The 13,191-nt window shown below is 55.4% G+C and carries 11 protein-coding genes; 7 read left to right on the top strand and 4 right to left on the bottom strand.

Annotated features, from left to right (window positions below; all coding sequences use genetic code 11):
• Positions 1–78: 78 nt before the first annotated feature.
• The 4 genes from L3X40_RS15340 to L3X40_RS15325 all read left to right on the top strand — a co-directional run bounded on the left by L3X40_RS15340 (position 79) and on the right by L3X40_RS15325 (position 4,284).
• Entirely contained in the window at positions 79–381 is a 303-nt protein-coding gene (locus L3X40_RS15340) for an Hpt domain-containing protein (RefSeq protein ID WP_237366377.1), read from the top strand.
• A gap of 63 nt (positions 382–444) precedes the next feature.
• Positions 445–1,737, top strand: a complete 1,293-nt coding sequence (locus L3X40_RS15335; protein ID WP_237366376.1) for a hypothetical protein — start codon at positions 445–447, stop codon at positions 1,735–1,737.
• Between the two features lie 52 nt (positions 1,738–1,789).
• The gene (locus L3X40_RS15330; protein WP_237366375.1) at positions 1,790–2,911 is read left to right on the top strand and encodes a DUF2336 domain-containing protein; all 1,122 of its coding nucleotides are present in this window, start codon (positions 1,790–1,792) and stop codon (positions 2,909–2,911) included.
• Positions 2,908–4,284 carry a sensor histidine kinase gene (locus L3X40_RS15325; RefSeq protein ID WP_237366374.1) on the top strand — a complete coding sequence of 459 codons (1,377 nt, stop codon included), beginning with the start codon at positions 2,908–2,910 and terminating at the stop codon, positions 4,282–4,284. The genes L3X40_RS15330 and L3X40_RS15325 overlap by 4 nt, the downstream gene beginning before the upstream one ends.
• A gap of 63 nt (positions 4,285–4,347) precedes the next feature.
• Here the strand turns inward: L3X40_RS15325 and L3X40_RS15320 are convergent, their stop codons facing one another.
• Positions 4,348–5,634 (bottom strand): citrate synthase, encoded by a 1,287-nt coding sequence (locus L3X40_RS15320; RefSeq protein ID WP_237366373.1) that lies wholly within the window; start codon positions 5,632–5,634, stop codon positions 4,348–4,350.
• Positions 5,635–5,655: 21 nt separating this feature from the next.
• Complete coding sequence (gene gltX / locus L3X40_RS15315) at positions 5,656–7,104, bottom strand: glutamate--tRNA ligase (protein WP_237366372.1); 1,449 nt, start codon at positions 7,102–7,104, stop codon at positions 5,656–5,658.
• A 69-nt stretch (positions 7,105–7,173) separates the two neighbouring features.
• Between gltX and L3X40_RS15310 the strand changes: the two genes are divergently transcribed.
• Positions 7,174–9,417, top strand: a complete 2,244-nt coding sequence (locus L3X40_RS15310; protein WP_237366371.1) for a ComEC/Rec2 family competence protein — start codon at positions 7,174–7,176, stop codon at positions 9,415–9,417.
• On the opposite strand, the gene lexA is transcribed toward L3X40_RS15310, so the two are convergent.
• Entirely contained in the window at positions 9,329–10,003 is a 675-nt protein-coding gene (gene lexA, locus L3X40_RS15305) for a transcriptional repressor LexA (protein WP_237366370.1), read from the bottom strand. The genes L3X40_RS15310 and lexA overlap by 89 nt on opposite strands.
• A 116-nt stretch (positions 10,004–10,119) precedes the next feature.
• Between lexA and L3X40_RS15300 the strand changes: the two genes are divergently transcribed.
• Positions 10,120–11,022 carry an IS1595 family transposase gene (locus L3X40_RS15300; RefSeq protein WP_237366369.1) on the top strand — a complete coding sequence of 301 codons (903 nt, stop codon included), beginning with the start codon at positions 10,120–10,122 and terminating at the stop codon, positions 11,020–11,022.
• Between the two features lie 87 nt (positions 11,023–11,109).
• Here the strand turns inward: L3X40_RS15300 and L3X40_RS15295 are convergent, their stop codons facing one another.
• The gene (locus L3X40_RS15295; protein ID WP_237366368.1) at positions 11,110–12,021 is read right to left on the bottom strand and encodes a hypothetical protein; all 912 of its coding nucleotides are present in this window, start codon (positions 12,019–12,021) and stop codon (positions 11,110–11,112) included.
• A 241-nt stretch (positions 12,022–12,262) separates the two neighbouring features.
• Between L3X40_RS15295 and L3X40_RS15290 the strand changes: the two genes are divergently transcribed.
• On the top strand, positions 12,263–13,153 hold the full coding sequence (locus L3X40_RS15290; RefSeq protein WP_237366367.1) for a DUF262 domain-containing protein: 891 nt from the start codon (positions 12,263–12,265) through the stop codon (positions 13,151–13,153).
• Positions 13,154–13,191 lie beyond the last annotated feature (38 nt).

The raw sequence follows: 13,191 nt of genomic DNA, 5'->3' as shown, positions 1-13,191 counted from the left end.
TGTGTACCATGTTTTACGCGATCGGAAACCGGAGATTTCGCAACGCTTCATTAACCCCAGCGATGATAATGCTATGAAATGTCCTATGATCCTGGAGCTTTGGATGCCGCGCTGGCCGCGGCAGTTGGGGACGACCCCGCACTGGTCGCGGACTTGCGCTATGCTTTTCTGGAAAGCGCGCAACGACAGATGGACCTGCTTAATCGCGCGCGTTGCGACGCCAACTGGCAAATTGCTGCCTGGCGGCTAAAGGGGTTGGCGGCCAGTTTCGGCGTGGTTGGTTTGATGAGTCTGGCCGAAGAGGCCGCGCGGAGCGTTTCGGGCGACCCGGCGATGCTGCGTAAATTGAAATCGGCTATCGCGGGTTTCGAAATCGCTTGATCTACTGACATATACGGCCTGAAAAGCTTGCAATCCCACCTGTGGGTTGCGAAGAGACAGCCTTTGTCGACCATTGACCGGGGATGCGTCTTGCCTTTTGCGGCTGTCATTTCTGCAAGCGCCACTGTCAGCCAGGATCATGGTGACCACGATGATGGGGCGCTACGCGCAACCCTGATTTATGCCGGGCAAACGCTGGTGGAATATCAGGCGCGACAGGCGGCAGAGGCTGGCGCAGGGCATATTTCGATTCATGTCAGCGCTATTTCCGCTGCATTGTCACGATCGGTTGATCGTTTGACCGCGGACGGCATCAATGTCTCGCTGGTCCGCAGCGCCGCTGAATTACGCCAGACCATTCCGCCCGATAGCGACATCCTGTTGATCGGGGATGGCATTATCGCGGCACAATCCTGGTACGCAGAGATTGCGCGACGCGCGGCGCCTGTCCTTCTGGTCGTCAATGATCGCGTGACGGAACCGGAATTTGAACGGATCGATGCGCAACATCGTTGGGCCGGCCTCGCGCGCCTTAATTTCCGGCATATGATGGATACGCTCGATACGCTGGATGTTCTGGCGGACTGGGATTTCCAATCGACACTCTTGCGGCATGCGGTGCAGACAGACCCTGCTCGCGTGATAGTAAATGACGAGGCGCTGTTCAAAGGCGAAATCATTCTTGTCGGGTCTCAGACGACGGCTGATGCAGCCGAACGGCATTCTCTGACGACAGGCTCGATTCCGGCCAGTGGCTTTGGATGGGTGGAGCAGTATCTTTTTGTGCCGCTGGTCGACTGGGCGATCCCGGCGCTGTTACGGCGGCAAGTGCCGCCTGTTCCCTTGCGAACCGGCGCCTTTGCACTTTCGGCGACAGGGCTGGTCATCGCAAGCTTCGGGCTGACATGGCCCGCGCTGTTGTTCTTCATCCTGGGCCTTGTGGTTGATACTGTCGCAGTCGGCATGGCGAAAAGTGCGAGACGACGTGAACAGTCGGGATGGCGCGACCTGATATGCCCCGTATTGGCTTTGCTGGGACTGATCCTGCTGGGTATGCATGGGCAGGTTAATCAAGTCAGCGGCCTATTTACGGGCCTTTATCTGGCCGCGTCGATCACGATCGTTGAACTCTCGGTTAGAACGGGCAAGGCTCTGCACATGCGGGCCTGGATGATATGCAGCCTGGGCACCGCATTGATACTGCTGCTTTTATTCAGGTTCGCCGGAATGCTGGACCTCGGTTTTGCCGTCACCACCCTGTTTGCGCTGGCGAGCGTGGCCATGATCGTTCTTGCCCGGCCAGTAGCGGATAATCCGCAGACGGGCATTCCAACAAAAGACATTCATTCTTTGTGATTTGTGCCCTGCGGTTTAGGGCAAATTAACCACACGGCCATACAGTGAAGCCATGACCGCCAGCAACCATCAGCCGGATGGAGGACGATCCTCCCGTTCCAGCGGCGTTTTTGCGCCCGGTGGACACGACGCGGCGCATCTGTCGCGGCATATGCTGGACCTGACCGATCTGTTTCGTGCCAATGATCAGAAAATGCCCGACGCCATGGTGACGGAGATGCGCCGTCATCTGGAAGGGTGCGTCACTACGGTTGAAACCGGCATGCTTTTTGATCTTCGGGCAAAAGCGGCCAATATTGCCTCACTGTTACCCGATGCCGTCGATACGCTGGGGCATGGCTATAGCTGGCGTGCAATTCAGCTTCATCCCGAACTTGCCGGACCTGAACTTGTCGCTCATATGCGCGATCGCTCCAGTATAGCGATATTGGCGCGTAAAGGCGGCAACATCGATGCCGAAGGCGATGTCGGCCCGGATCTTTCCTGGCTGCTGGATGACCCGGTTCGGGATATCGCGGACACGGCTCTGGCATTGTTCCTGACTGAAAACCGCTGGGCGGAACCTGATCAGGAATATGTATTGGTTCGTGCGGATGTTCCTGCCGAAATCTATAGCGAGCTTGTCTGGACGATTGCGGCGATCCTGGCTGGTTCGCTGGCCCGGACCGGAATCGCGTCCGCGCGCAAGATCGACACTTTGCTGGCAGAGGTCGCCGGCCGAATGCTGCGTCAATATGATGAAGAAAAGGGTCCCTTTGCGCTGGCCATGAAACTGGCGCGAATGATTCGTGCGAAACGCGATCCACGAGAAGCGCTCAGCCAGGCTTTGCGACAACGGCGTTACCTGTTGTTGATGGCGTTTATTTCTCTGGAGCAGAATGTTCCGTTGGAACGCCTTTTCGCATTGCTGTGCAGTGAAGATCCCGAACTGTTGCTTGCCGTCATGCGCAGGCAGGACATGGCGGGAGAAGAGGCAAGCCGGGTGTTGCTGGATCTGCAGATGATCCGTGGCGACCTGCTGGATTCGCGCCTGATCGAGCTGGCCCGTCATTATGGAACGCTGACTGCTGAACAGGCCGAAAAGGACGCCGCCGCCGTCGTTATGCCGCAGGTATATCGTGATAAGGCAGCGATGCTTTATGGTGTGGGTCTGCCTGGACGAAACGCCAAATGAGTGCACTGCCAGCGAGCCAGGCCGCGATTCACGCCACTATCAATGCGCAAGGTGAACTCGTGGCTGCCGATGCGGCGCTATTGGGTCTGCATCTGCGCGCTGGCGGGGTTGAGGGTGGTCCGCTAGCCATTCCGCAACTGGCTACGCTGGCGCGTTTGGCCATGCGTCTTGATACGCTGATTTCGCGACCGGTGATCGCGGCTGATGAAGATGTCGACATAGACATGTGGGTTCGCGCCCGGCCCGAAAACGGTCAGGTCAGCCTGAGCATCGTCGATTGGAAGGAACGGGCCGTCAAGGCGCCTAATCCTGTAGTGGAGCAAGAGCGTCAATCCGATCTGGTGCGTGCCGCCGATGGATGGAACTGGCGTGTCGACAAGAATTTGCGCTTTCTGGCGATGCCGCGCATTGCAGCTGCTGCCGTCGATGAAAGCTGGCCTGATGCCGGCACGTTGTTGACCGATTTCTTCAAGCTGGAGGAAGGGGCTGACCAGGACTTTCCGATATTGAAGGCAATGGCGGAACGCGCGCCCTTTCTCGATCAGCACGCGGCAGTACGCGACCGGCCCGATGAACGTTATATATTGTCGGGCTTCCCAATTTTCGACACGCAAGGCGGGCTTGTGGGCTATCGCGGCAAGGCGGCCGTAGTCGCGGCGGTTACACGGGACAATGGAAGCGCCCAGCAAAGTGCCTATATGCACATATTCGGTCAGCGCCTCGATCGCGCCCTGCGCAAACCGCTTGGCCGGATCATTGCCAATGCCGATACGATCAGTGGTCAGTTACAGGGTCCATTGCGCCGGGATTATGCCAATTACGCCAGCGATATCGCAGCAGCCGGTCGGCATTTGATGGAACTGGTAGATGATTTGGCCGATTTACAGGCGATAGAGCGTCCCGATTTCAACCCCGTCCAGGAGGACATCGACCTTGCCGATATTGCGCGTCGCACGGCAGGATTGCTGGCGGTTAAAGCTTCGGACAGAAAAATTCGCATCGATGCGCCCGACCCAGATGAGTCCTTGCCCGCGACCGGCGAGTTTCGACGTGCATTACAGATCATGGTCAATCTGGTTGGCAACGCCATCCGTTATTCGCCGGAAGATTCGATGGTCTGGGTCCGGACGGAACAGGATGATGAATGGGCCAGGATTATCGTCGCGGATCAGGGGCGTGGCATCGCCATCGAGGATCAGGAAAAGGTTTTCGACAAATTCGAACGGCTTGGCAGGGATGAAGCAGGTGGGAGCGGCCTGGGCCTTTATATTTCCCGGCGGCTTGCCCGCGCAATGCATGGTGATGTTACCGTTGAAAGCGCCCCTGGACAGGGTGCGCGTTTCATTTTGAGCCTTCCTGTCCGCAAAGCATGACCCACAAGAAAACGGCGCCCCATGGACGCCGTTTTCTTGTCTTTCAATCAGCCTGCCTTGGCGTCAGCGCTCATTCATGGATGGATAGTCGCGTGACGCCGGCCCTGTATAGAGCTGACGGGGACGGCCGATGCGCTGAGCGGGATCGGAAATCATCTCGTTCCATTGCGCAACCCAGCCAACGGTGCGGGCGAGCGCGAACAGCACCGTGAACATGTCGGTCGGGAAACCGATCGCCGACAGGATCACGCCGCTATAGAAGTCCACATTGGGATACAGCTTCTTTTCGATGAAATACGGATCGTTGAGCGCAATTTGCTCCAGCTCGCGCGCAACATCGAAAATAGGATCGGAAACCCCCAGTTTGGCAAGCACTTCGTTCGCCGTTTTCTGCATCACCTTGGCGCGTGGATCGTAATTTTTGTACACGCGATGACCAAATCCCATCAGGCGGAAGGGATCGTCTTTGTCCTTGGCGCGGGCGATGTATTCCGGGATTCTGTCAACGGTGCCAATTTCGCGAAGCATGTTGAGCGCCGCTTCATTGGCGCCACCATGCGCTGGACCCCACAGGCAGGCTATGCCAGCTGCAATGCACGCAAAGGGGTTGGCCCCCGATGATCCGGCCAGACGGACCGTTGATGTCGAAGCGTTCTGTTCATGGTCGGCATGAAGGATGAAAATCTTGTCCATCGCATCTTCGATGACCGGATCGACCACATATTCTTCGGCCGGAACGCCAAAGGTCATGCGAAGGAAATTGCCGGTATAGCTGAGGTTATTCTGCGGATAGAGGAAGGGCTGACCGATCGAATATTTATACGCCATCGCAGCGATGGTCGGCATTTTCGCAATCAGCCGATGGCTGGCGATCATACGCTGCTTGGGATCGTTGATATCGGTCGAATCATGATAGAAGGACGAAAGCGCACCCACCACGCCGCACATGATCGCCATCGGATGCGCGTCACGGCGGAAACCACGATAAAAGGTGGAAAGCTGCTCATGCACCATGGTGTGGCGTGAAATTGTATAGGTGAATTCATCAAGCTGTGCCTGGGTCGGCAGTTCGCCACGCAGCAGCAAATAGCTGACTTCCATGAAGCTGCTTTTTTCGGCGAGCTGCTCAATTGGATAACCGCGGTGGAGCAGTACGCCCTTGTCGCCATCAATATAGGTCAGACCCGAATCGCAACTGGCGGTTGACGTAAAACCGGGGTCATAGGTGAACATGCCCGTATCGGCATAAAGTTTTCTTATGTCGAGCACATCAGGCCCGACCGAGCCGGACAGGATCGCATAATCCTCTGCCTTCTCTCCGATTTTCAGCGTGGCGCTGCGTTCACCCATTTTTTTCTCCTTTGTTATTCGTCAGCCTGCGGTCGCGATCTCCGCGTCCGACAAGCGTGCCATTGATTCTTCTTTCCCGAGGAGAAAGAGAACGTCGAAAATCCCAGGCGAAGTAGTCCGTCCCGTCAATGCCGCACGCAATGGTTGGGCTACCTTGCCAAGGCCAATTTCGGCGTCCTCTGCCACGGTCCGCACTTTTTCTTCAAGCTGCGCTATGGACCAGTCCTGAATGTCCAAAAGCGCTGCACGGGTTTTTCCCAATAGTGCTCGGCCAGCGTCATCTAGCAGGCTTGAGGCCTTTTCGTCGAGATCAAGCGGGCATTTTTTGAAAAGGAACGTCGCGCTTTCCGCTAACTCCTTGAGATTCTTAGCTCTGGGCTTCAGCGCATCCATCGCGCGCGTCAAAAGTGCCGCTTGTTCTTCGCTGATCGCAATGTTCAAAAGCTGTGCCACGCGTGGTGCGACCAGTGCGGCAAGCCGGGCGTCGTCAGCTTCACGAATATAATGACCATTGAGGTTTTCGAGTTTTTTCAGGTCGAAACGGGAAGGCGATCGGCCAACTCCGTCCAGTTCGAAAAGCGCAACAGCCCGATCGCGCGAAATGATTTCCTCATCGCCATGGCCCCAACCCAGACGCAGCAGATAATTGCACACCGCTTCGGGTAGCAGCCCCAATTCGTCACGATAGGCATCCACCCCCATCGCCCCATGCCGTTTGGACAGCTTGGCTCCGTCGCTTCCATGGATCAATGGCACATGGGCATAAACCGGCTCTGGCCAGCCCATCGCGCGGATCAATGCAACCTGACGAAAAGCATTGTTCAGATGATCATCGCCGCGAATGACATGGGTGATGCCCATGTCCTGATCGTCCACGACGACCGACAGCATGTAGGTAGGGGTTCCATCGGAACGCAGCAGAACGAAATCGTCGATTTCCGCATTTTGCACGGTGACGTCACCTTGCACTCTATCGGGAATGACCGTTGCACCATCCAATGGAGCTTTCAGGCGGATGACGTAGGGCGCGCCTTCCGGTGCATCCGCCGGATCGCGGTCACGCCAGCGGCGATCGTAACGCAGCGGCTGTTTTGCGGCCCGCTGCTGCTCACGCATTTCTTCCAGTTCGTGCGCTGTTGCATAACAGCGATAAGCTTTGCCCTGCGTCAGCAATTGATTCGCAACTTCGGCATGGCGGTCAGCGCGAGCCGACTGAAACACAGGCGCCTCATCGCCCTGTAGCCCCAACCACTCCAGGCCGTCCATAATAGCCTCAATAGCAGGTGCCGTCGATCGCGCGCGATCCGTATCCTCAATGCGCAGCAGGAAGCGTCCACCATGATGACGGGCATAAAGCCAGTTGAACAATGCCGTGCGCGCGCCGCCGATGTGCAGATAGCCTGTAGGAGAAGGGGCAAAGCGCGTCACTACGCCCTTATTTTCGTTCCCATTCTCAATCGTTGCGCTCACGCACTAATTCCTCAATATGTCTGGCTTAACGCTATCCAGTCTCAATACATCCGGGGATAACAGGCCAGAATGACCGGTGACGCCCCTAGCATGGCTTTTCAGCCACGACAAACCTCCTCATGGGAAGTCGTCGTCGCGCGTATTACACTATTGTTGAACGGGCAAGAACGCTGGCTGGAAAACGAACGCGATAATATTGCTTTGTGGACGCCCGTGGGGTTGGGCCTGGGCATTATTGCGTGGTTTTCGTTACCTGATGCTTTGGCATGGGTGGCATGGATATTGGCCTGCCTTGGCCTTGCGATGCTTGGTTTGCTGTTGCCGATCGGGACGCGATCGGGACGAATCATTTTGGCGGCGGGGCTATTGGCGGCGGCCGGATGCAGTCTTGTCTGGGCGAAGTCGGCGTTGGTGGCGCAGCCGGTATTGGAGCGTCCCGTATTTACCCAATTTACCGGCGTTGTATCGCGTCTGGAACCCCTCCCTGCACGAGGACTGGTTCGGGTACGGTTAAGGCCCGTTGATCGTCCTGATCTGCCGCCTGTGCTAAGGGTCAATATGGCGGAAAAGGACGTGCCCGCTGGTTTGGTGAAAGGTAGCGCGATTTCACTGCGCAGTCGTTTGATGCCCCCGGCGCCTCCGGCATTGCCGGGAGCCTATGATTTTTCGCAGCGGGCATGGTTCGACGGCATTGGTGCGACGGGCAGGGCGGTGCAGCCTATCCGCCTGATTGCCACGCCTGTTGGCAGCAATGAACCGACATTCCGGCAAAGACTGTCCGGCCATATACAGCAACAATTGCCGGGTGGAGCCGGTGCCATTGCGGCAACGCTTGCAACGGGCGATCGAGGCGCAATCAGCGACGAGGACGCCGAAGCGATGCGGCGCAGCGGCCTTGCGCATCTGCTGTCGATCAGCGGCCTGCATGTCAGCGCACTTGTCGGCGCTGTCATCTTCGTCGTCTTTCGCCTGTTGGCGCTCAGCCCGAAACTGGCCCTGCGCTGGCCCTTGCTGCTGATTGCCGCAGGGGCCGGCGCGAGCGCGGGGGTCGGCTATACATTGCTCACCGGAGCCGAGGTGCCAACCATCCGATCTTGCATCGCGGCAATTCTGGTGTTGGGCGGTCTTGCATTGGGGCGGGACGCGATCACATTGCGACTGGTCGCAACCGGCGCGATCTTCGTCATGCTGTTCTGGCCCGAAACGCTGGTGGGACCCAGTTTTCAGCTCAGCTTTGCCGCTGTTATCGCCATCATTGCTTTGCATGAACATCGCGGATTCCGAAAGTTGGTTGAACGGCGCGAGCAGGAGGGCAGATTTGCCCGATTTAATCGTGCGTTGCTGGCACTGTTCCTGACAGGTGTTGCCGTAGAAATCACTTTGTCGCCGATTGCCCTCTATCATTTCCACAAAACCGGACTGTTTGGCGCATTTGCCAATATTGTCGCTATCCCGCTGACAACCTTTGTCATCATGCCGTTTGAGGCATTGGCATTGGCCTGCGACATTGTGGGGCTGGGCGCTCCGGTCTGGTGGGTGGTGGGGCACGCCCTGAACATGCTTCTTGGTCTTGCTCACTTCGTTTCGACACGGCCCGGCGCGGTTGCCATGCTGCCCACTTTTCCCGGATGGGCTTTTGGCCTGGTTGTCGCTGGTGGCCTATGGGTAAGCCTTTGGCGTAGCCGCGCACGGTATTATGGCCTGTGCCCCGTGGCGATTGGTCTGGTCATCATGGCGTTTTCGCCCTCACCGGACCTGCTTGTCACTGGCGATGGCCGTCATCTGGCGGTGCGGACACCCAATGGAGGGCTGGCGATATTACGGAGCAGGGCAGGGGATTATGTACGTGATACGCTGTCCGAAAGCGCGGGGTTCGAAGGCGATCTCGCTACTATTGAAGAAAGCAGCAACGCACAATGCAGTGCGGATCTTTGTGCCATCGATATGAATGTCGGCAACCGAACCTGGCGTATTCTTGCCACCCGGACCAACTATTTCGTGCCCATAGCCCAATTCAATGCAGAATGCAGTCAAGCCGACATTGTGATCAGTGACCGTCGCTTGCCCAGAAGCTGCATCCCTCGATGGATGAAATTCGACCGGCCATTCCTGCAACGCCATGGCGGCGTTGCTATCCACTTAACGCAACAGCACATCGACACCGCTATGGACCCAGACGACGAACATCCTTGGGTTCGCCACCGGCGATCAATCAATAAAAAACCTAATTATAGCGCCGGATCAATCCAGCCAGCTTACCCTGAATCTGCACCTGCGATGCGTCGTACACCTGTGGCTGATAAGCGCTATTAGCCGGGTCAAGGCGCACCTTATGCCCCTCCCGATGGAAATATTTGAGAGTTGCTTCGCTGTCCTCAATCAATGCCACGACGATCTGACCATCACGCGCGACCTCAGTACGCTGGATCAGCGCGAAATCGCCATCAAGAATGCCCGCTTCCAGCATCGAATCCCCGGCGACTTCCAGCGCATAATGCTCGCCCGATCCGAGCAGGGCAGAGGGAACGGACAACATAGTATGACCCTCCAGCGCCTCTATGGGCACACCAGCCGCAATCCGTCCATGTAATGGAATTTCAATGACGTCATTCGCCGCGATCGGAATGTGCGGCATCGGCATTTTTGACGGAATGCTTGCTACAGCCCCCTTCGCCGCGTCCATTCCCTCCGGCAGTTTGATCACTTCCAAAGCGCGGGCACGGTTAGGCAGGCGACGAATAAACTGTCGCTCCTCAAGCGCATTGATCAGACGATGAATGCCCGATTTGGATTTAAGGTCGAGCGCTTCCTTCATTTCCTCAAACGAAGGCGAAACGCCGGTTTCCTCCAGCTTATGATGAATGAAGCAAAGCAATTCATGTTGCTTGGACGTCAACATGGCGGACCCCTAACTCTGGAACGGACAGTGAACGTATAGGAAACGAATCGCGCCCCGTCAAGTAAGGGGTACTTATCCCCTTGCCATACGTAACCAAATGACGTATATAATGGGTTATGAGCAAGAAGCCCCAAACAATCGCACAGTTTTTCAAGCAGTTTCCCAATGACGAAAGCTGTCTGAACCACCTGTTTGAAATCCGTTTCGGTCAGGGCTTCGAATGCCCTTCATGTGAGCGCCCTTCGAACTGGTATCGGATCAAGGCTGAACGCGCCTATTCCTGCCAATGGTGCGGCCATCACCTGCACCCAACTGTTGGCACCCCGTTCGAAAAGACCCGCACGCCGCTGCAAATGTGGTTTTATGCGATCTACCTGTTCACCACGACCCGCAACGGCGTGGCGGCGAAGGAACTGGAGCGTCAGCTTGGCGTCACCTACAAGACGGCATGGCGCATGGCGCACCTGATCCGCGAGCATATGGCCGATGTGGACGGCGAAGAACCCCTTGGCGGCGTATTCAAGACGGTTGAAGTCGATGAAACCTACATCGGCGGCGAAGTCAGCGGCAAAGGCATGGGTTACAAAGGCAACAAGACGGCGATTGTAGGCATGATGGAACGCAACGGCGACGTTATGACCAAGGTTATCGCCAATCGCAGCCGCGCAACACTACAGGGCGCGATTATCAGCCATGTAAAGTCACACTCTGAAATCCATACCGATGAATTTATCAGCTATGACGGTCTGGAGTATGTCGGCAAAGGCTACTGGCACAAGACGGTCAATCACAGCCTTGGCGAATATGTCAGCAAGAGCGGTGTTTCGACCAACGGCATTGAAGGTTTCTGGTCGCAGCTAAAGCGGTCGATCAACGGCACGCACATTCACGTTTCAGGCAAGCACCTGTGGAAATACGCCAAGGAAGCGGAATATCGGTTCAATCGTCGGGGTTGCGGCGAGACGATGCTTTCCGAGTTGCTTTCGACTTTTGGGCCATTGCCTTCAAGGTGCGATTGACCTTATCGGCGTCGCCCTTGGCGTCACCCTCATGTTCCTTGATGAACTCGTCCAGTTTGCCCTTTTCACGGGCTTGCTTGAGGGTCGTCATAAAAATCCTGTCACATCATGCAGATGCACTTCCTTAGGGACCATTTCGGTTCCTATACGGTCATACACAATCGTTATGTTACCACGTACACGATCGTGACCCCAAATTTCTGACGAACTGACTTCGTCCATCAATTTTAAGCGAATCCTCTTATCTGAGATTCCCTCTACAATTGCCGCCCACCCACGACCGGAATGATCCTTATCTTGGGCGTGAATTTCAAGCAGCGCGTTTGGGAAGTTCCTAGCAGGGTGATTATCCGCTTCGTGATCTACAAGATATTCAGCCGGTATATCCTTGATAGTTTCCTGATTAAAATAATGATTATTGACTTCCATCGGTGCGTTCTCTTGCCTCTTGCTTGGCATAAAGAACCGTGACGTCGCGCTGGCAAGGCGCTTCCATAACACCTTGTCGCCATATCTTTTTTCTAGAGCGTCCTTGATGTTTTTGGGGCTTTTCCCGGTTTCAAAGGCCAATTCCTCAATCAAACCTTTCAATTGCTTTTCGGCGGCTCCATCAGGCCCCGAGCCAAACACCAAATCCTTAATTGCTCCGGCCCCATAAAACACGAGTATGAGCGCCAGAACGGTAACAACCGTGTCAAACCGATCCGGTACTACAAAGCCTGTCGCGTCAGTAATTAAATTGGGCACTTCGTCTTCCAACTGCGCCTGAAACCCGAAGAATATCGACGCGCAAATTAATTCCCGTAATGGACTCTCTTGTGCGATTTCTCGCACTTTGAGTTCTATGCGCTGAACTTCCAGGCCGTCCACAACGGACGGGAGAAATCGCGACGCCTCTTGAAGAAGCGTTTCTATCCCACGCAAACTTTCGATTATATCCCGAATTGGAACCGGACCATCTGTGAGATAACGTACTGAAAACTCCGTATCGTGTTGCATCACGATCTCCCCCCGATTGAAGGGTTTCGTGCATAACATCAGAACATTGCAGAGTCATAATTCCAAATGCCGAATTTCGGATTGCTATTTGTACCATATGCCGATTCTGTGATTCACGTATGCGAAGGGGATAAGTACCAAGTAAGGAAGGGCGCGTTATTACACTTTAGTGTCCCAAGGCTCCCCAAGCCCGAATGAGAATGCTAAGTGAGCATCCTTGAAGAGTATAGGGGGTGCCGAAATGGCAGCTAAGACGAACGTCGTAAATCTAGATGCATTGATTCCACGTGCCGACTTGGCTGCACCGGGAGAAGAGGGAGAAGACATCGCCTCTTTGCCTATTATGCAATTGGCTAGAAACGGTTTACTTTATCCCGCATTACGAAAACCTGATTTCCAAAGAGAAACCGCAAACTGGAGTCCAGAACAGGTAGCTGATCTGATTACGACGTTTGCTAAGCGGGATTTAATTCCTGCCTTAATCTTGTGGCGCGCTGGCGTGAGCGTCTTTGTGATTGATGGCGCGCATCGCCTTAGCGCCCTTATTGCATGGGTGCAGAACGATTACGGCGATGGAGATGAATCACGCCGCTTTTTCCAAAATGCCATCCCTGATGAGCAGGCCAAAAAAGCCCAGAAAACAAGAGAGTTGGTAAATGCATCTGTCGGCTCTTATCAGGCCCATCTCGTTGCAATAGACGACCCTAACAGCGCTCGGGTTGACATTGCCGCCCGCTCATCCCGGATAGGATGGCAGGAAATCCCGGTCCAGTGGATCAAACATGCAGACCATGACAAGGCCGAAAAAGCGTTCTTTAGGATCAATCAAGGTGGAACAAAAATCGACCCTACCGAGAGGCGAATTTTGAGTGCCAGACGGTCCCCAACTGCGCTTGCAGCACGGGCAATACTGCGCGGTGGAACCGGCCATAACTATTGGGTGGCATTTGCGGCAGCGAACCAAAAGAAAATTGAGGCGCTCGGCAAGGAGATTTATCATCTCTTATATGAGCCGCTTTTGACGCTGCCTATCAAGAGCCTTGACATTCCTTTGGCTGGGCAGGGTTATGGTCCGGCGTGTCTTCCCTATATTTTCGACCTAGTCACCCGGAACTGTAATCCACCTCATTGATTCACGCCTCTTTGAGGAGATGAACAATGCTAGGTCGG

The organism is Rhizorhapis sp. SPR117 (assembly GCF_021742065.1).
The sequence above is the reverse complement of the archived record's forward strand: the minus strand, read 5'-3'. Positions and strand labels throughout refer to the sequence as shown.

Bases quoted from the DNA above. Each gene is read 5' to 3' on its own strand.
- L3X40_RS15340 (WP_237366377.1), top strand. From the start codon at position 79: ATGTCCTATGATCCTGGAGCTTTGGATGCCGCGCTGGCCGCGGCAGTT.
- L3X40_RS15330 (WP_237366375.1), top strand. From the start codon at position 1,790: ATGACCGCCAGCAACCATCAGCCGGATGGAGGACGATCCTCCCGTTCC.
- L3X40_RS15325 (WP_237366374.1), top strand. From the start codon at position 2,908: ATGAGTGCACTGCCAGCGAGCCAGGCCGCGATTCACGCCACTATCAAT.
- L3X40_RS15320 (WP_237366373.1), bottom strand. From the start codon at position 5,634: ATGGGTGAACGCAGCGCCACGCTGAAAATCGGAGAGAAGGCAGAGGAT.
- L3X40_RS15310 (WP_237366371.1), top strand. From the start codon at position 7,174: ATGACCGGTGACGCCCCTAGCATGGCTTTTCAGCCACGACAAACCTCC.
- lexA (WP_237366370.1), bottom strand. From the start codon at position 10,003: ATGTTGACGTCCAAGCAACATGAATTGCTTTGCTTCATTCATCATAAG.
- L3X40_RS15300 (WP_237366369.1), top strand. From the start codon at position 10,120: ATGAGCAAGAAGCCCCAAACAATCGCACAGTTTTTCAAGCAGTTTCCC.
- L3X40_RS15295 (WP_237366368.1), bottom strand. From the start codon at position 12,021: ATGCAACACGATACGGAGTTTTCAGTACGTTATCTCACAGATGGTCCG.
- L3X40_RS15290 (WP_237366367.1), top strand. From the start codon at position 12,263: ATGGCAGCTAAGACGAACGTCGTAAATCTAGATGCATTGATTCCACGT.